The sequence below is a fragment of the Paenibacillus alginolyticus DSM 5050 = NBRC 15375 genome (genome assembly GCF_000422905.1).
In the GTDB taxonomy this organism is placed as follows: domain Bacteria; phylum Bacillota; class Bacilli; order Paenibacillales; family NBRC-103111; genus Paenibacillus_E; species Paenibacillus_E alginolyticus.
Window position 1 is genome coordinate 22,053 of the sequence record NZ_AUGY01000080.1, and the last position, 16,454, is coordinate 38,506.

Genomic DNA, 16,454 nt, shown 5'->3' on the forward strand with positions numbered 1-16,454 from the left:
CATATTCCAATATATCTAGAAATATAAAAATTTAAATGAAAGAGGCTTTCAAAATGTCAAAAACATGGAAAATTTACATTTTAGCACTTCTTAGTTTTTTAGTTGGAACATCGGAATTCATTATAGCGGGAATTCTGGATAAAATTTCGAGCTCGTTGGATATTTCATTGGTGGCTGCCGGCCAACTGATTACTGTTTTTTCTCTCGTCTACGCGATCGGTACGCCAATCATCATGGCCCTTACCTCAGGCTGGGATCGACGTAAACTGCTCCTTTATGCACTTGGTTTGTTTGTCCTCGCTAATGGTTTAGCTTTTGTCATGCCGGGATTCGGACTGTTCGTTAGCGCTCGAGTTTTGATGGCTCTTGGGGCCGAGGTCGTCGTTGTCACCGCATTGAGTATCGCGGCTATGATCGCCCCTCAAGGTAGACAGGCCAGTGCGATCGCAACTATCATCATGGGCTTCACTGCCTCCTTGATCGTTGGAGTCCCGCTGGGTAGAATGATCGCCGCTTCATACGATTGGAAAATGGTGTTTGGCGGAATCGGCGCCCTGGGTCTGCTAGCAATGGTCGTTATCGCCTTAACTATTCCATCTTTACAGGGAGAGGCGGCAGTTCCGCTGCGTAAACAATTGGCTCTTTTGAAAAATCCAAAAATGGCTATGGCCTTGTTGGTTAGTTTCTTTTGGCTAGGCGGCTATTCCATTGCCTATACGTATATTTCGCCTTATCTTTTAACAATTACTGGTATGGGTGAGAAAACGTTGAGTATCGCCTTGTTTGCATTCGGTATTGCCAGCCTGATTGGCTCCAAACTCGGAGGCTACAGTACAGATCGCTGGGGAGTTAAGCGAACATTAACGTCGGGTATGCTGTTACATGTAATCACCCTTATTTTGTTAACTTTAGCCGCGCACACACCAAGCGTCGTATTTCCGTTGCTTATCTTGTGGTCCTTCGCCGCTTGGTCATCTGGACCTACGCAGCAATATAATTTAGTTACATTAGCTCCGGAATCTTCAGGTATTATGCTCAGTCTGAACAGCTCGGTTATGCAGCTTGCCATGGCTGCCGGCGCTGGCGTTGGCGGCGTTGTAGTTGGACAGATATCTCTGGCGTCTGTTACTTGGATCGGGGCGATAGGCGTTGGGATTGCTATGGTCATTACGATCTTATCTTTCAGACGATCAAGTGTAAGAAGCAAGGCTACCTCTGAATCTTCAGTTGAGCCTTTGCAAAGAGCATAAGAAATATTTAGAGCGGTTTTAGAAAAATAAAAAAGGATAATCTGGCCCTTATGGAGCTATGGATTATCCTTTTTCATCTGTCATATTAGTCATAAAACTCCAATAAAACTGTCGGTATTCTAAATCTAGCGCGATCCTAATCGCATTTGGCTGGGCGGTGGCATTTGGTCGAAAATCGGCAATGCTTTGCCCCTTCGCGATTCCTTCTTGGGTAACAACATGAACCGGTCGACTCACCCACTGGAACATGTCTTGATTAACAAGAGCCATCATGGGAAGCAAGTCATGCATCGGGGCACCTTACCTACCCGGTTAATTGAATCACTCATACTTGGCGTCACAATCGCCTTATTGGTCACATTTAACGGAAACAGTGAGATGGGTCCGCCGTCGTGCCTCATGATTAGATCGGCTGCGACTGGGTCGCCAGCAAAATTCGCCTCAGCCACTGGTGTAACGTTACCGGGAACAAGAAAGGCACCGCCCATGATATAATATCCCTTCACCTTCTTGATTAAATCCCCATACAGCATCATTGCCATTGCAAGAGAAGTCAGTCGCCCGACATCCACAATGATGAGTTCACCATGATATCGTTCGAGGATAGATTTCACGATTCCAAAATTTTGCCCCTCCGATGCAAAGGGGGGGGAACTATCGAACCGAGCCCATGCGTCCCATGGACTTGGGTACTATAAGTCGGGGTCTCACCCGTCATGGGCCGTTCCGCCCCTTTGATGACCGGCACGCCGTTCAGTCCTAATGAATGGATAAGAAAGTGTGCATTCTGCACGGCATCCTCGACTGGAACATTGCCGTAGCTGCAAACAATTCCTACAATGTTAATTGTCTTCGTAAAGCTTGCGTACATAAGAGCGACGGCGTCATCGACCCCCATATCGGAGAAAAACAAAACGTTTTTTATCATCGCATCCCCCTTACGATACATACCTTTCTATGTTTATGAACGCGGTGTATACAACATGTTATAAACAGCAGAGCGGTCTTGCATCGAGAATGAGATGAAAATAATCGAAAGCGGCAAAAAATGATAAATACATTAGATGGGCAGCTTCTTCATGGATATATGTAGCCATTTACCAATAATAGGCTTCCACTAGAGGGAACGAGGAGCCGCTAATTCGGCGATTATGCCGATACGGGGCTGGTACGCGGAACGTAGGAGCGCTGATTCCGTTGTTTTTAGCTTCGAATAGCACAAATGTCATCAAATAACACCATCTCGTTCCGTTAAGAAACAACGCTGACCAAAAAGGACCTCCCCCAAATGACGGAAGTCCTCATGGATACATGTTGGCGTTCACTCCAGAGTCGTGCCAACAACTCATCAGCAGGCAGATATGTGCATCCTGCCTCTTATAAAGGCACCACTTTGCGCCATGTGAGCAAAGCTGTTACATCTTCCGCGCCTGCGGCCGCGTAAGCTTCGCAAACGAAGCCCGGGACTTCCGTGCCGTCCCGGAGCTCAACCTTCCCGATCCCCAGCGGAGCTGGGATCGCAGCTGCAAAGCCGCCGAATGCCTCCAGCGGCATTTCCCAAACCTCCAGCAGGATGGCTGCGCCGCCCTGCTGCTGCCTTACCAACCCCGGCTTCGCCGGCGTGGTTGGCAGCTTCACCAGGCTGTACTTCGCTGCGGTCTCATCCTCCCGGATGAACCGCGCTCCACAGCCTAGCATTTGCTTCTCCAGCGGGTAGCCGCGCATGTGTAAGCCACAGACCGCGACCAGCGTCGTCGGCACCGCTGCTACGGCAACCTCATCCGCCGCCGAGCCTGCAACACGCGGCGCAATCCCTTCAGCAGCCGATGCCAGTTCGGCGTCCACAGCACCCGCCACGAACTGCTCGGCTGCGCCGCAGATCAAGCTCTCCTCTTCAGCGAGCGCGAAGAACGTGATGCCAAAAGGCGTCTGCGGAGCCGCATCACCCGCCGGCACAGCAACTCCGCACAAATCAAGCAGATTGCAATGATTCGTGTAGCGCCCCATATCCCGATTCGTGGCTATAGGATCAGCCAGCACTTGCTCGCGCGTCCATGTCCCCCCGCAGGTAGGCATGACAAGCACCGCATCCTTCAGCAGTTTGCGAACTTTCAGCTTGAACTGCTGCAGCTTATGCATCGCGTGGAACACGGATGCCGCATCGTACTCCGCAGCGGAGCCCGAGCGGAGAATTTTCTCCGTCACCGGGTAAGCCACCCCCGGGTTCGCTTCAATAAAGCTGCCCAAGGCCGCCCAACGCTCGGCCACCCATGGGCCCTCATACAGAATTGCCGCCGCTTCGGCGAACAATGTTACATCGATATATTCAACCGGGATGTTCGATTTGACACTTAATCCCATTAATTTCTTAACAGCTGCGTCCCACGCAGCGCGGTACTCCGAAGCATAAGGACCATAAAAACCTAACTCACCTTCCGGCAGAAAAACTTTGGCCGGAAGCTTAGCCGCTTCCATTGTTACACTGCGTGACCAAGGGTCATCCGCGTGGAGCCCGCGCACTACGCCGTCTACGGCTAGCGCGTCATCCAAGCTGTGCGCGAAGACAGTTACACAGTCTAAACTCGCACAGGCAGGCACTACCCCTTTGGTTGGCCAGGCGCCGAGACTCGGCTTATAGCCAACCAATCGGTTCAAAGCCGCAGGCACGCGGCCCGAGCCTGCCGTGTCCGTGCCAAGCGAGAACGCCGCTTGGCCACGAGCTACCGAGACGGCTGAGCCGGAGCTCGAGCCTCCGCTGATCAGTTCCGGGCGAAGCGCATTATGCGCGTCGCCGTAAGGACTTCTCGCGCCAACAAGCCCGGTCGCGAATTGATCCAAGTTCGTCTTGCCGACCGGAATAGCTCCTGCGGCAATCATTCTCTCCACGACGCCTGAGTGCTCCGCCGGCGTATACGCATACTCCGCGCAGCCAGCTGTCGTCGGCACCCCAGCCAGATCAATGTTATCCTTGATCGCAAAAGGAATTCCCCACAGCGGCGCATCAGCCATAGAAACCGTTTTTAATCTTCCTAGGTAAGGCTGAATGACATCCATCGTCGGCGGTGTAATCCAAATATTCATATCCACATCATCTGAAGAGCGCTGCACAATAGCTGCCATCACTTCCTGAGGAGTTAATTTCTCTTTTTCATACTTATCTCGAAGCCACTTGATAGTTAATTCCTTTGCTACTTCGATACTTTCAGTCATCTACAGACACCTCTCTCCTTAAGCAGATTGTGCAATACCGAGAATCAACTGACCTGCATGAACTTGATCTCCAGGCTTCACCCCAATCATAGAAACATAGCCATCACAAGGCGCATTCTGTGGGAACTCCATTTTCATACTTTCGAGGATTGCCAATTGATCGCCCTTCTTCACTTGGTCACCCTGAGATACAAGAAGCTTCCACACACTTCCCGGCATAATACCGCGTACAGCAACAGTTCCTGCCGGCAGCTCATCTTCCGGTCCTTCATTGACAGTCTCCTGTTCGGATACGTACTCAGCCAATCCCTTCGCCTTCCAGCTCTCCCGCTCTTCTTTAAAAGCAATTTGCTGCTGCTTCCGAAAAGTTTCCGTACTCTCTTCGATGGAGCTTAGGAATTGCAAATATTCACCTAAATCAAAGGTCGTTTCTTGAATATCCGCTTCATATCTGCCTCTTGGGAAGTCTTCACGCAGTTGAAGCAATTCCTCAGCGCTGACCTCGTAGAATTGGATTTGATCAAAGAACCTTAACAACCAGGGTTTACCCGCCTTGAAGCTCTCCGCCAGACGCAGGCGATTCCACATTTGAATCGTACGTCCTACGAATTGATATCCACCAGGGCCTTCCATCCCATACACACACATGTAAGCACCGCCGATACCAACAGCATTTTCCGGTGTCCATGTTCGTGCCGGGTTATATTTCGTTGTGACTAGGCGATGACGCGGGTCCACAGGCGTAGCTACAGGAGCCCCCAAATACACATCACCTAATCCAAGTACCAAATAATTAGCGTCATAAACAATCTTTTTAACATCATCAATTGTATCTAAACCATTAATGCGTTGAATGAATTCCAGGTTGCTCGGACACCACGGCGCATCTGGACGCACCCCTTGTTGATAACGCTGAATCGCCAGTTGTGTTGCAGGATCATCCCAAGATAACGGCAAACGAACAATACGTGAAGGCACGCGGAACTCTTCCAAAGGAGGCAGAGCTGCGTCAATCTCTACAATTTTCTTACACGCTTCACTTACCGTGATTTGTGAAGGATCAATGTGAATTTGCAAGGAGCGAATCCCCGGCGTTAAATCCAGCACCGGAATCGAGCCGCTTTCCACAATCGCCTGCATCAAAGCCTGCACTTGGAAGCGCAGCAGCAAATCCAATTCAAGCTCGCCATACTCAACAAGTAAATTCTGATCGCCGCAGCAGCGGATCGTAATTGGAAATCTGCGATTAGCAGATTCTTGGAAAAGACGCGGATATTCCGGCGTAATCTCCTCATTCACAACGGAGAGCTGTTCGAGCACCAGCCGTCCGAAATCCCCCTCACCAATTGCACGCAAATTACTTTCCTGCAAATCGCGCAAGGCTTCTGCTTCTGGAAGTGTCAGTAAATGGAATCGAATGGTATCCCCTGGATGAAGCTGCCCCAGCTTCCAAAACTCAGCCGAAGCCGTCGTCACCGGACACACGAAACCGCCAAGACTCGGGCCATCCGGTCCAAGAAGAATAGGCATATCCCCCGTCAAATCCAGCGTACCGACCGCATAAGCATTATCGTGAATATTGGATGGATGAAGCCCCGCTTCCCCGCCATCTTCACGCGTCCACAGCGGTGCAGGTCCCTTCAAACGAACCCCTGTCCTCGAGGAGTTAAAATGAACTTCCCAACTCGTTTCCGTCAATTGATCCAAGTATTCTGCGTGCAAAAACTCACCTGTGCAATGAGGTCCAGGGATCACACCAATCGTCCACTCTCGCGTCATCACAGGACGATGTTCCAGAGCAAGGTCAGCCGCCTCTTGAACGGGACTTCCGCCTTCATTCACACCCAGCACATCACCCGTACGCAGTGCTCTACCGCCATGACCACCGAAGCCGCCCAGCGTAAACGTGGATGAGCTGCCGAGAATTTTCGGCATATCCAAGCCACCGCCGATCAGAAGATAAGTGCGCATACCTTCTTTTGCCTCGCCGAAGCTCAGCACTTGACCGCGAGCCGCCAACACCGGCTTATACGTTACAATAGCCGTTCCATCCAGCTCTGCTTGCATATCGGCGCCAGTGACGCAGAACCACATATCGTTGCGGAACTTATAAGAACCTCCGCGCAGCGTCATTTCCAATCCGCAGGCATCGTCAGCGTTGCCAAGCAGCTTATTGCCGATACGAAACGATAGCGGATCCATCGGTCCGCAAGGGGGTACACCCACGTCCCAGTGGCGGATGCGGCCCGGAAAGTCCTGAACGGTGGTTTGGATTCCGCCGTCTACAACTTCCAAAGCCCGTTCCACGGGCTCGAACGTATTCAACAATTGCGTGAAGACGTTCCCGTCTACGCAATCTTTCTCTTGAAGAAGAGCCTGCAAATACTGCAAATTCGTTGTAATTCCATACATGCGCGTTTCCGCTAACGCTTCGATCAATTTACGAATGGCGTCCAAACGGTCTACACCGTGGACAATAATTTTAGCCAGCATCGGATCGTATAGCGTCGTTACAGTCAACCCGTCCCTGACCCACGTCTCATTTCTTGCTTTTTCAGAGAAGACCGCCCGATCCAACTGCCCTGCACTCGGACGGAACTGCTGGAGGCAGTCCTCCGCATAAATCCGCGCCTGAATGCTGTGCCCTACCGGCTTACGGATAAGCGATTGAATATTTGTAAGCTCGTTAGCCGCTTCAAGCACCATCCACTCGACAAGATCAATACCCAGCACTTCTTCCGTCACACCGTGCTCAACCTGAAGTCTTGTATTAACCTCAAGGAAGTAAAACTCACACGTCTCCGGATCATAAAGATATTCCACGGTTCCCGCACTGCGATAGCCCACTTCAGCAGCAAGACGCTTCGCCGAGGCGAACATCGCCTCACGCACTTCATCCGACAGATTCGGAGCCGGACTTTCTTCAATGACTTTCTGATTACGGCGTTGTATGGAACAATCGCGCTCACTGAGCGTAACCACTTCACCGAAGTTATTGCCGAAAATTTGTACTTCAACGTGACGCGCTCTCTCGATATATTTTTCGAGAAACATGCCGCCGTTTTTGAAGTTCGTCTCTGCCAAATGGCGGACGGCATCATATGCGGCTCTTAGTGTTGCTTCATCAGCGCAGACGCGCATCCCAATGCCGCCGCCGCCTGCTGTGCTTTTAAGAATAACAGGGTAACCAATACGCGCAGCTTCAACTAACGCTTCATCTAGTTCTGTAATCAGCGGTGTTCCGGGCAGCAACGGTACGCCGGCTCTTTCAGCGATCTCCCGCGCAGAATGTTTGAGTCCGAACATTTCCATTTGCTCCGGCGTAGGACCAATAAACACTATGCCATTCTCACGGCAAGCACGAGCGAAATCAGCATTTTCACTCAGAAAGCCGTAACCGGGATGAATCGCTTGCGCACCGGTTTCCAGCGCTGTTTTCAAAATCAACTCTGTATTCAAATAGCTTTCCTTCGCCGGTCCTCCCCCGATCAGAACAGCTTCATCCGCGCCATCCACATGTAAACTATCTTGATCTGCCCCTGTATATACAGCAACGGATTTAACCCCGAGCTTGCGTAAAGTACGCTCAATACGTACAGCGATAGCGCCACGATTAGCAATCAGCACTTTAGTAAACATCGTCCACACCCCTTAGAATTTCGTAGATCATCTATATCCTCTTAAGCAAAGGAACTTACTTCTCCCAAATAAGAACCTGAATCGGCGTCGGATTATAGGCATTACAAGGATTATTAAGCTGCGGACAGTTGCTGATAAGCACCATAGAGCTGCCTAGCGACTGGACCTCTACATAGCAGCCCGGAGCGGAAACACCATCATCGAACTTCAGTCCACCATCCGGTGTCACAGGTACATTCATAAAGAAGTTAATATTCGGAGCCAAATCCCGCTTCGTATACGCTCCGCTTTCGCGCTGAGCAAGCTGCAGCATAAACGTATCTCGGCAATTGTGCATCGACAGCTTATCGTGCGAGTAGCGTACCGTATTGCTTTGAGCCGAGCATGAACCTCCAACCGTATCATGGCGCCCGCAGGTGTCGGCTACGATTTCAAGCAATGCCTTACCGGATTCTGCCCGTAGGACAGAGCCTGTGCTGAGATAAATGTTACTTTGACCTGCAATGGTCGCAACCGCACTATAATGATCTTCCGGGTTCTCTGCATCATAAAACAACGTGTCTGCGGCCTGGTTCCCTTCCAGATCGACAATGCGCAGCACCTGCCCTGGCTTCAAAACCCGCATCCAACCGTCTCCCGCTTGAATAACTTCGCTATAGATGGCATCCTGGGTGAGGCGAGGGCTTTCTACTCGATTAAAAACAGCCATTTAAATTCCTCCTAACAGCGTGTGATATTCCCATGTATTTTCAAAAGCTCGGCGATTTTCCGGGCGGTAATTCAAGCAATAATCATCTTCACCCACAGGCGATGCGGAAAGCACCTCCATTTTGACAGGGACAGACGGATACGTTGATCTTGGATCTAGTGGGTTCGGTGTGTTCGATAAGACGAGCAAGGCATCTAATTCCGTACGCAGCGTAACCGTTGCACCCGCAGGGCAATGAGTCGCGCTAAAATGCATATCCCCATTGTCATCACAAAACACTTTGGAAAATAAATTCACAACCGGCATCATATCGCGCATGCTGAGACCATTACGTATCAGCTCTACCGCGAAGTTCTCCTGCCCGCTCCGCAGCCACTCATTCCGCTGCTCTTGGAAATTCGTCATCCCATACTTGGCATCCGTAGCCGCACGGGTTGTATAACCGCCAAGCGGATCATGCCAACCGATACTGTCCTCCACGATGCTCACTAACGCTCGGCCGTTGTCACTCATCAGCACGTTTCCGCGTGTCAAATGGGCTGTATGCTGGGCTTTCAGCGTATCCGGCATATTGTAGCGCTCTGTAAGATCCCTCGCGTGGAACACTTGTATAGACACATTCGCGCCCTCCTCCAGTGCCGTAAAACGAATCAACTTCCCTCTACCAACTGCCCCTGACCACTTGCCGCCTGGCCCTATTGTCTTGCTCCAAATGTTATCCATGCCACCCATCTCCTTCGATATGTCGTTAAACAAAAAGGGAGACATCACAAGACTCAAATGTCTTGGTGATATCTCCCAGGTTTTTATCCTTCCGTGGCGCTCTTCTACAAGAGCGGTTTACTCTCGGACCAGCCCGGTCATGACCGGCGGAACCCTAGTAAACAATCATATTCGTTTATGTCACTAAACATAACATCGTTAATGGTATGTGTCAATAACTTCTAGATTAATTCCTGCTTTTAACTAAAATACTTCTCATATGATTATTTTTGTGTTATATTAACTTACACATAAAACTGATATCTAACATGAGAAAGTAAAAGACCCTTTATAACTAATAGGTAAGTAATGATTCATCACATACATGGTTTTCTAGGGTTCCGCGAGTGCAAGAAGTCTTGGTCTGGTCCAAGAGAAAACGCACAGCTAACCCTGTGTTCACGGAGGGATAAAAGCCCGGGAGGATATCTGTTTCATAGATATCTCCTTGGCTTTTTTGCATACACGCTCCGTACGATCACTGGAAAACAAGGATAAGGGAGTGTCAATATCATGAAATCAGAAGTCACACTGCGCAAATCTTTAAACCTATCCCAAGTCGTTTACATGGGGTTGGCATGGATGACGCCTATGATATATTTCTCCATCTATGGCATTGCTTATGAAAACGCACATGGCATGCTGACTCAAGCTTACCTGCTTGCTTTCGTTGCCATCTTCTTTACCGCGTACAGCTATGGCGTCATGTCCAAATCATTTCCAACCTCAGGCTCCGCTTACACCTATACGAAAAAAAGCATCCATCCCTACTTGGGTTTCCTGGTCGGCTGGGCACTGCTTCTTGACTACTTCTTCTCCCCCATTATCGCTTGCCTCACCTTCGGTATCTATCTTCACGCACAGTTCCCGTCCATTCCAGCTTATGTCTGGATCATTGGGCTCAATATCGTCCTCGGCATCGTAAATATTATTGGCATTAAGTTTTCTGCAAATATCAGCAAGCTGTTCGTCTGGATTCAGATTCTTTTTATCGCCGTCTTCTGTTTTTTCCTTTTCCGAAATATCACCGGAGATGTTCATCCGCTGCAGCCATTCCTGCAAACCGAAGTCCCCTTCTCCACCATTCTTGCCGGAGCATCGATGATCTGCTTCTCCTTTCTAGGCTTTGACACGGTCACAACCATGTCGGAAGAAACCAAAAACTCCGAGAAAACGATTCCGCGGGCGATCATGATTATCATCATTACAGCCAGCATTTTATACTTGGTGCCGTCATTCCTAACACAACTGGTTTATCCACAGCTAACCTTCGTCGATATCGATTCGGCAGGTTTCGAGATCGTGAAGCTCGTTGGCGGAGCCGCACTTAGCTCTGTGTTCATCACCGTGCTTATACTCGCCATTTTCACCCAAGGCTTATCATCGGTAACTAGCGTTTCTCGTCTCCTCTTCGTGATGGGGCGTGATTCCGTCCTCCCTAAACGGGTGTTCGGTTCCCTTCATCCTAAGTTCAACACACCAGTCACTAACATCGTGATCGTCAGCGTTGTCTCTCTGCTCGCTCTTGTCATATCGCTTGACAATGCTGTGAAATTCGTGAATTTCGGGGCATTGACGGCCTTCTTCTTTGTAAACATCTCCGTTATCGCCCAAAAATATATCAAAGATAAGCAGCGCTCACCGAAGATGACGTTCCTCTATCTCATTATGCCGTTGATCGGAGCCGGTTTCATTGGCTATCTACTGTCTTTGCTCGACAAAGATGCCCTATGGATGGGAGGCGTATGGCTCCTCGCGGGCATGGTGTATCATTTGATTCGAAAGCGTTCCGCACGTACGCTAACCGTGGCAAGCAGGCCCATCATCACAAGCAGCGGCCGTCCTTCCGGGTCTTTGGAATAGAAGAAAGAGAACCGTCAGGAAAGATCATCCTGACGGCCTTTTAAGGTTTAACGCGCATCTGAAATTTATCCTAACAATTTGCCTTACTTATGGTTGCGTTCAGTGTATCACCACTAATCCTAAAACTTTGCTGAAAACTGAAAATGAATCAGATTGCAATTTTATCATTATTGACAAAACGGATAATAAATTAATCGATTTGTAGGGCTTGAGAGCAAGAAAGGCGAACTGAGCAAGTCGCTATCTTGAATAAGTATGATGTTACATTAGTCCGCAATCCTTCAAAATCCTCTCTACCGATTCATGAATGGTGAGGGAAGGATTGTCTGTATAATATTTGAAACCTTTGTGCTCCAACAGTCTTAATCCATTCTCTTCATTTCGCTGCATGATACTCTTGGCTCGTCTAATTGCTGCCTTTACATCATCCAATGATATTTTACCAAGCACTCTTTGGAAGTTAGATCGTTGTTTATAGGTATCAAGCTCTGTAAACTCTTCTCCAAAAGCCCTATTTATATGCCGAAGGTAATGATCTCGATGCGCAAGGAAGCTGCAGTCGATTTTGTGTATCATAATTCAAACGTTAAGTTGCTATAACCCGGATGATACTTGAGCATCTTACCTAACCCGTTACTTTCCTTAATTTCACTCAATATATTCTTAAACTTTGTAACATGGTCCGGATCGCTGCTCTCATAATCGAACCAGTGGGTAATTTCCCTTTTAGCTTTGCCTATTACTGTGACGGTCTTAGCATACTTTATTGGTCGTTGCTCTACCTTCTTTTCAATAGTGACAGTATGCGTAGCTGCATCCGCTGTATTGATCAAATGTTTAAGGCGATCTAAATACAATTGCTCTGTTTCACCCTCTACAGTGAACCAGTAGGGATTGTTTTTCTTTTTATCAGGCATTAGCTATTTCACACCTCTGTCCTCAAGTAATTTCTCGATTACAGGAGTGAAATCAATATTTTTAATTGCCCCGTATTGATTTACAAAGTAATTAGCCATGTAATCACTACCGTTCCTAACCCCTTTTTCTCCGCTAGTCCCGAAGTCGGATAAGGAATAATGAGTGCTGCGAGACGTTTCCTCGTCACGCTCTACAAACTTAATCTCATCTCGTCTAAATAGGTTGGAGTTTAGAAAGATTGGGTTATGAGTGTTAAAAATAAGTTGTGCTTTGTGTTTGTTATAATCATCACTATGGAAGATGCTAATAATGTTCATCAAAGCCATCGGATGAATTGAAGCATCAAACTCGTCAATGACTAATGTCCCCCCAGTAAGCAACGCTCTTAAAACTATTGGGAACATATTGACGAAACGAACTGTGCCGTATGATTCAAACGTCTCAGCATGCACGACTGTCTTTTCGTTAAATACGGAGAATAGCTTAGGTTCATCATCTTCATTAGGCGTAAGGTAACCAAGTGCATTTGAGTTTACCCCGAACAGAACTGCTGCATCATTTACTGTCTTATCAACAAGGATCGTATCCTTTTTAGAAAAAGAAGGCAGAACTTGTAAAGCATCTGCTCTACAAAAGACTAAGAACTTATCTTCAAACCAATCATTGATGATACTTACCAGCTTGGAACTGAACATCGTCTTAAAGCCGTTCATTAGAAACAATTCTTCACCATTTAAATTGTTTTGAGCAAGTTTTTTGGCGACCTTGGCTTCTTTATTGTTAACCATTGATGAATATTTCTTGATAACGCTTATCTCAAGATGCTCTAATTCTTTACCGCGAGAAAATACTAATTTCTCGTTAACATAAAATGTTTCTGATAAGACACTGCGCTTGTACTCATCATCTAAAAAAACACCAAGATCAAGCGATAATTTGTACTCAAACAAATAGCCACTATCAATGAACTTAATGGAAAAGTCAACCGGAGTGTTATTTGTATCCCCTTTGTTTGGGATCAATTCCAGTTGGCTGGCGGCAGGATTAGATCTGGACTTGGTGTCTACGTTCCGAATATGTCCTCTTAAAACGATGTGCTTGAGCGTATCCATAGCTCCGATGATATTAGTTTTTCCTGATGCATTGGGACCATAAATAACTGCTGAACTCAAGCTGTTATAATTCTTAATACCGACCTTTTCCTTAAATACGCTGTAGTCCAAACCCTTTTGCTTCGGTGCCGGTGTCATTGAGAAAACCAATTCGTCTTGAAAGGATTTGAAGTTTTTTGTCCTAAATTCTAGGAGCATAATATTACCTCCATTTTGCAGTATTTTCGCAAAATCACTCTTCTAATATATGCATCATTCTTTCCATTAGTCAATTTATTTATTCGATTTTGCTGAAAAACCGCAAAATTAACTTGTTCTATGCACGATTCCATGACTAACCTTTTATAAGCGCTTCGAAGTTCCAGTGCACAATAACAGGTCGAAAGGTTAGAAGCATATTGTAGATCGAGAGATCGCTCGAGCGAATACCTTTAGCTCATTCTTCTTAACCAAACGATCAATGAACTGCTGCCGATCCGCATCAGTGGCGATAACCTTATATGACTAATAAGTAACTATTATCTTTGAGCAAATTTATCGAGCTTACCGGATAGTTAACAATTACTCCTACCACAAATAAGGCGACCCCTAAAGGATCGCCCGTTTGACTTGAAACTCACATGTTACAGTTTTAACATTGCCCTCATTCAAATTCGGAAATAAAAGTTTTAGGGTCATTTGTGATACGGTTCACCTTAACGGGGCTAACGGCGAAAAATTAATGGCACCCACATTCTATGGCCTTTTTGCATGCTTGATAATGTATCATTGGCAGACATCTGCATAAGAATAGGTGTTTTGTTCATAAGTCAGGTTGATCGTTAGTATGATTCTTTAATTGAAACGGATTGAAAATGAAAAAACCACTGCATAAGTAGTGGGTTTATCCAGTTATTTTTCATAAAACTAATTAATAAAACCTGCTTTGCTCAAGAAACATTTCAGCATCGTAGCGGATTCAGCGCGAGTAGCGTTCATATCCGGGCCAATTGTTATATCCGTTTCACCGTTGATGATACCCGCATTGATCGCAGCAGCGATTTCAGCAAGCCTCCAGGTACTCCGTTCCCCGATCGATCTCTAAAAGATAAAGCTTATCACCGATGCGCATCTCCCCATCGGGTCTGAATATTTTGTGAGCATGTAAAAAGGCTTCCGCGGCAGCCTCCTTAGTCCCTATCCAACCAATCATTTACCTTATTTGTGTTCGAATGCATTCAGTTGTTTGCAATGCGAGCAAAAGATGTTGACTAAATATGTGTCGCCGCGCTTTTCCACTATCCTGGCTTGTGGTTTATCGATTGTTTCAACCGTATAGATCGGTGCGCTAGCAGGTTGAGCAACAATCGACATCCATTCAAATTCCTTCGAACAATCCGAACACTTACGCTTTCCATCAATTCTCATATTTCTCCCCCCTATATATTTTCTACGAAGGAAACTCCGAAAGCAACAGGCAAAGTAACAGGAGAAAACCGCTTGTTCTCAGACATATGTGGTTTCAGCTAACGCACCAATCCTATGCTAGTTTATTACGACGTTCGATCTCTAAATTTTTGAGACATGCTTGTAACCGTTTATTGTCATTTAAGTCCATTTCAACAAATTGTATTCCGTAAACAACATCTGGGGTATTGATATGCTTTTCTTTCCTTGTTAACAGCGCTTGTAACGAAAACGATTCAGATTGAAGTTTAAACTCAATTTTTATTCTGTAAGCGTCAAACAGCCCCCACCTTGTCTTTAGGTTGAGGGCTGTCTATATTTTTATTAAGATTTAAACACGCGACAAGTCACGGGTAGCGATGGCGACCACGGGAGCAAGCCGTCCAGCGCTTCCGGATCTTTCGGATCGGGAAGCTGCGGTAGCTGCTCAAACAAGTACATCAAGTATTTGAAGGGGTTCAGTCCATTCTCTTTCGCTGTCTCGATCACGCTGTAAATTATACTACTAGCCCTTGCACCGCGAGGCGTATTCGCAAATAGCCAGTTTTTCCGGCCGATGACAAATGGTTTAATGGCCCGCTCACTACGGTTGTTGTCGATCTCCAAACGTCCATCCTTCAGGAATGCCGTCAGTTTGTCCCATTGATTCATGCTGTAAGCGATGGCTTGACCCAGTGCGCTCTTTGGCAATGTTCGCGATCGTTGCTGACGTAACCATGCCAAATAAGCATCCAAAATAGGGCGACTGCGCTCCATTCGAATGGTATACCGTTCTTCCGCTGTGACATCTTTCAGCTCTCGCTCAATAGCAAATAGCTGATTACAAAACTGGAGTCCCTGGTGAGCTACCGTTTCAGGCTTGTCTGAAGGAGGCAATGCCTTCAGAGCTTCATCGAATTTCCGGCGTGCATGTGCCCAACATCCGATGAGCGTTACATCCTTCACTTTGTGGTAACCGGCGTAACCGTCTACGTGAAGGTAGCCTGCAAATCCAGCTAGGAAGTTTCGGGGATTCTCACCGCCACGTGTTGGACGGTAGTCGTACAGCACGATCGGTGGACCGATGCGGCCTGTTCGGTACAACCACAGATACGACTGCGCTTCTGCGGACTTGCCCGGTTCGCGCAGCACCTGAAGTGTCGTTTCATCCGCATGCAAAATGTCTTGACTGAGCAAATGCTCGTGCATACGATTCGTGAGAAGCGAAAGCTGTGTTTTGTCAAGTGAAATTCCCTGGTTTTATCAACAGCTTTTCCCTGGTATAATCATCGGTTTTTCCCTGGTTTTATCATCAGGAATTCCCTGGTTTTATCATGAAATTCCCTGTGGAATTTCCAGTTAATCGGTCACTTTTGACGCATTAATGCGTGCTTAAGGCGGTAACTTTCTCCTTCAAAAACAATGAGCTGTCCGTGATGAGCAAGACGGTCAATCATCGCCGCAGCCATCTGGTCGTCGGTGAAGATGCCTCCCCACTTGGAGAATTCGAGATTGGTCGTAATGATGAGGCTTCGTCGTTCGTAACTTGCAGCAATCACTTGAAAG

Annotated in this window: 14 protein-coding genes, 1 pseudogene and 2 riboswitches; of the genes and pseudogenes, 2 read left to right on the forward strand and 13 right to left on the reverse strand. The window is 47.3% G+C overall.

The window, feature by feature from the left end:
* Positions 1-53 precede the first annotated feature (53 nt).
* Positions 54-1,250: an MFS transporter gene (locus G519_RS0128735; protein WP_029197616.1), complete on the forward strand. Its 1,197-nt coding sequence runs from the start codon at positions 54-56 to the stop codon at positions 1,248-1,250.
* Between the two features lie 63 nt (positions 1,251-1,313).
* On the opposite strand, the gene G519_RS52535 is transcribed toward G519_RS0128735, so the two are convergent.
* The 7 genes from G519_RS52535 to G519_RS0128770 form a co-directional block, all read right to left on the reverse strand.
* Positions 1,314-1,541 carry a hypothetical protein gene (locus G519_RS52535; protein WP_244280264.1) on the reverse strand — a complete coding sequence of 76 codons (228 nt, stop codon included), beginning with the start codon at positions 1,539-1,541 and terminating at the stop codon, positions 1,314-1,316.
* Positions 1,520-1,864, reverse strand: a complete 345-nt coding sequence (locus tag G519_RS53110) for a nucleoside hydrolase (RefSeq protein ID WP_029197618.1) — start codon at positions 1,862-1,864, stop codon at positions 1,520-1,522. The genes G519_RS52535 and G519_RS53110 overlap by 22 nt, the downstream gene beginning before the upstream one ends.
* Positions 1,861-2,178 (reverse strand): nucleoside hydrolase, encoded by a 318-nt coding sequence (locus tag G519_RS53115; protein WP_029197619.1) that lies wholly within the window; start codon positions 2,176-2,178, stop codon positions 1,861-1,863. Before G519_RS53115 ends, G519_RS53110 begins: the two co-directional genes overlap by 4 nt.
* 449 nt (positions 2,179-2,627) lie before the next feature.
* Positions 2,628-4,460, reverse strand: coding sequence for an allophanate hydrolase (gene atzF / locus G519_RS0128755; protein ID WP_029197620.1), 1,833 nt, complete (start codon positions 4,458-4,460; stop codon positions 2,628-2,630).
* 18 nt (positions 4,461-4,478) lie between these two features.
* Positions 4,479-8,099, reverse strand: a complete 3,621-nt coding sequence (uca, locus tag G519_RS0128760; RefSeq protein WP_029197621.1) for an urea carboxylase — start codon at positions 8,097-8,099, stop codon at positions 4,479-4,481.
* A 55-nt stretch (positions 8,100-8,154) separates the two neighbouring features.
* Complete coding sequence (locus G519_RS0128765; protein ID WP_029197622.1) at positions 8,155-8,808, reverse strand: urea amidolyase associated protein UAAP2; 654 nt, start codon at positions 8,806-8,808, stop codon at positions 8,155-8,157.
* A complete protein-coding gene (locus G519_RS0128770; protein WP_029197623.1) occupies positions 8,809-9,531 on the reverse strand; it encodes an urea amidolyase associated protein UAAP1 in 723 nt (240 codons plus the stop codon).
* A gap of 70 nt (positions 9,532-9,601) precedes the next feature.
* Positions 9,602-9,700: riboswitch (guanidine-I (ykkC/yxkD leader) on the reverse strand.
* Positions 9,701-9,892: 192 nt separating this feature from the next.
* Positions 9,893-9,996: riboswitch (guanidine-I (ykkC/yxkD leader) on the forward strand.
* Between the two features lie 87 nt (positions 9,997-10,083).
* Between G519_RS0128770 and G519_RS45050 the strand changes: the two genes are divergently transcribed.
* Positions 10,084-11,433 carry an APC family permease gene (locus G519_RS45050; RefSeq protein ID WP_051253779.1) on the forward strand — a complete coding sequence of 450 codons (1,350 nt, stop codon included), beginning with the start codon at positions 10,084-10,086 and terminating at the stop codon, positions 11,431-11,433.
* A 572-nt stretch (positions 11,434-12,005) separates the two neighbouring features.
* Here G519_RS45050 and G519_RS49380 read toward each other — a convergent pair.
* The 6 genes and pseudogenes from G519_RS49380 to G519_RS0128805 form a co-directional block, all read right to left on the reverse strand.
* A complete protein-coding gene (locus G519_RS49380) occupies positions 12,006-12,350 on the reverse strand; it encodes a hypothetical protein (RefSeq protein ID WP_051253781.1) in 345 nt (114 codons plus the stop codon).
* Between the two features lie 3 nt (positions 12,351-12,353).
* The gene (locus G519_RS0128785; RefSeq protein WP_029197624.1) at positions 12,354-13,661 is read right to left on the reverse strand and encodes an AAA family ATPase; all 1,308 of its coding nucleotides are present in this window, start codon (positions 13,659-13,661) and stop codon (positions 12,354-12,356) included.
* A 708-nt stretch (positions 13,662-14,369) separates the two neighbouring features.
* On the reverse strand, positions 14,370-14,537 hold the full coding sequence (locus G519_RS49385) for an S-layer homology domain-containing protein (RefSeq protein WP_084160392.1): 168 nt from the start codon (positions 14,535-14,537) through the stop codon (positions 14,370-14,372).
* Positions 14,538-14,660: 123 nt separating this feature from the next.
* Complete coding sequence (locus G519_RS0128795; protein ID WP_029197625.1) at positions 14,661-14,870, reverse strand: hypothetical protein; 210 nt, start codon at positions 14,868-14,870, stop codon at positions 14,661-14,663.
* A 363-nt stretch (positions 14,871-15,233) separates the two neighbouring features.
* Positions 15,234-16,118: pseudogene (tnpC, locus tag G519_RS45060) on the reverse strand (IS66 family transposase); the annotation flags it as partial.
* 137 nt (positions 16,119-16,255) lie between these two features.
* Positions 16,256-16,447: an ATP-binding protein gene (locus G519_RS0128805; RefSeq protein WP_409372012.1), complete on the reverse strand. Its 192-nt coding sequence runs from the start codon at positions 16,445-16,447 to the stop codon at positions 16,256-16,258.
* Positions 16,448-16,454: the final 7 nt, after the last annotated feature.

Bases quoted from the DNA above. Each gene is read 5' to 3' on its own strand.
- G519_RS45050 (WP_051253779.1), top strand. From the start codon at position 10,084: ATGAAATCAGAAGTCACACTGCGCAAATCTTTAAACCTATCCCAAGTC.
- atzF (WP_029197620.1), bottom strand. From the start codon at position 4,460: ATGACTGAAAGTATCGAAGTAGCAAAGGAATTAACTATCAAGTGGCTT.
- G519_RS52535 (WP_244280264.1), bottom strand. From the start codon at position 1,541: ATGCATGACTTGCTTCCCATGATGGCTCTTGTTAATCAAGACATGTTC.
- uca (WP_029197621.1), bottom strand. From the start codon at position 8,099: ATGTTTACTAAAGTGCTGATTGCTAATCGTGGCGCTATCGCTGTACGT.
- G519_RS49380 (WP_051253781.1), bottom strand. From the start codon at position 12,350: ATGCCTGATAAAAAGAAAAACAATCCCTACTGGTTCACTGTAGAGGGT.
- G519_RS53115 (WP_029197619.1), bottom strand. From the start codon at position 2,178: ATGATAAAAAACGTTTTGTTTTTCTCCGATATGGGGGTCGATGACGCC.
- G519_RS0128770 (WP_029197623.1), bottom strand. From the start codon at position 9,531: ATGGATAACATTTGGAGCAAGACAATAGGGCCAGGCGGCAAGTGGTCA.
- G519_RS0128735 (WP_029197616.1), top strand. From the start codon at position 54: ATGTCAAAAACATGGAAAATTTACATTTTAGCACTTCTTAGTTTTTTA.
- G519_RS0128785 (WP_029197624.1), bottom strand. From the start codon at position 13,661: ATGCTCCTAGAATTTAGGACAAAAAACTTCAAATCCTTTCAAGACGAA.
- G519_RS0128765 (WP_029197622.1), bottom strand. From the start codon at position 8,808: ATGGCTGTTTTTAATCGAGTAGAAAGCCCTCGCCTCACCCAGGATGCC.
- G519_RS0128795 (WP_029197625.1), bottom strand. From the start codon at position 14,870: ATGAGAATTGATGGAAAGCGTAAGTGTTCGGATTGTTCGAAGGAATTT.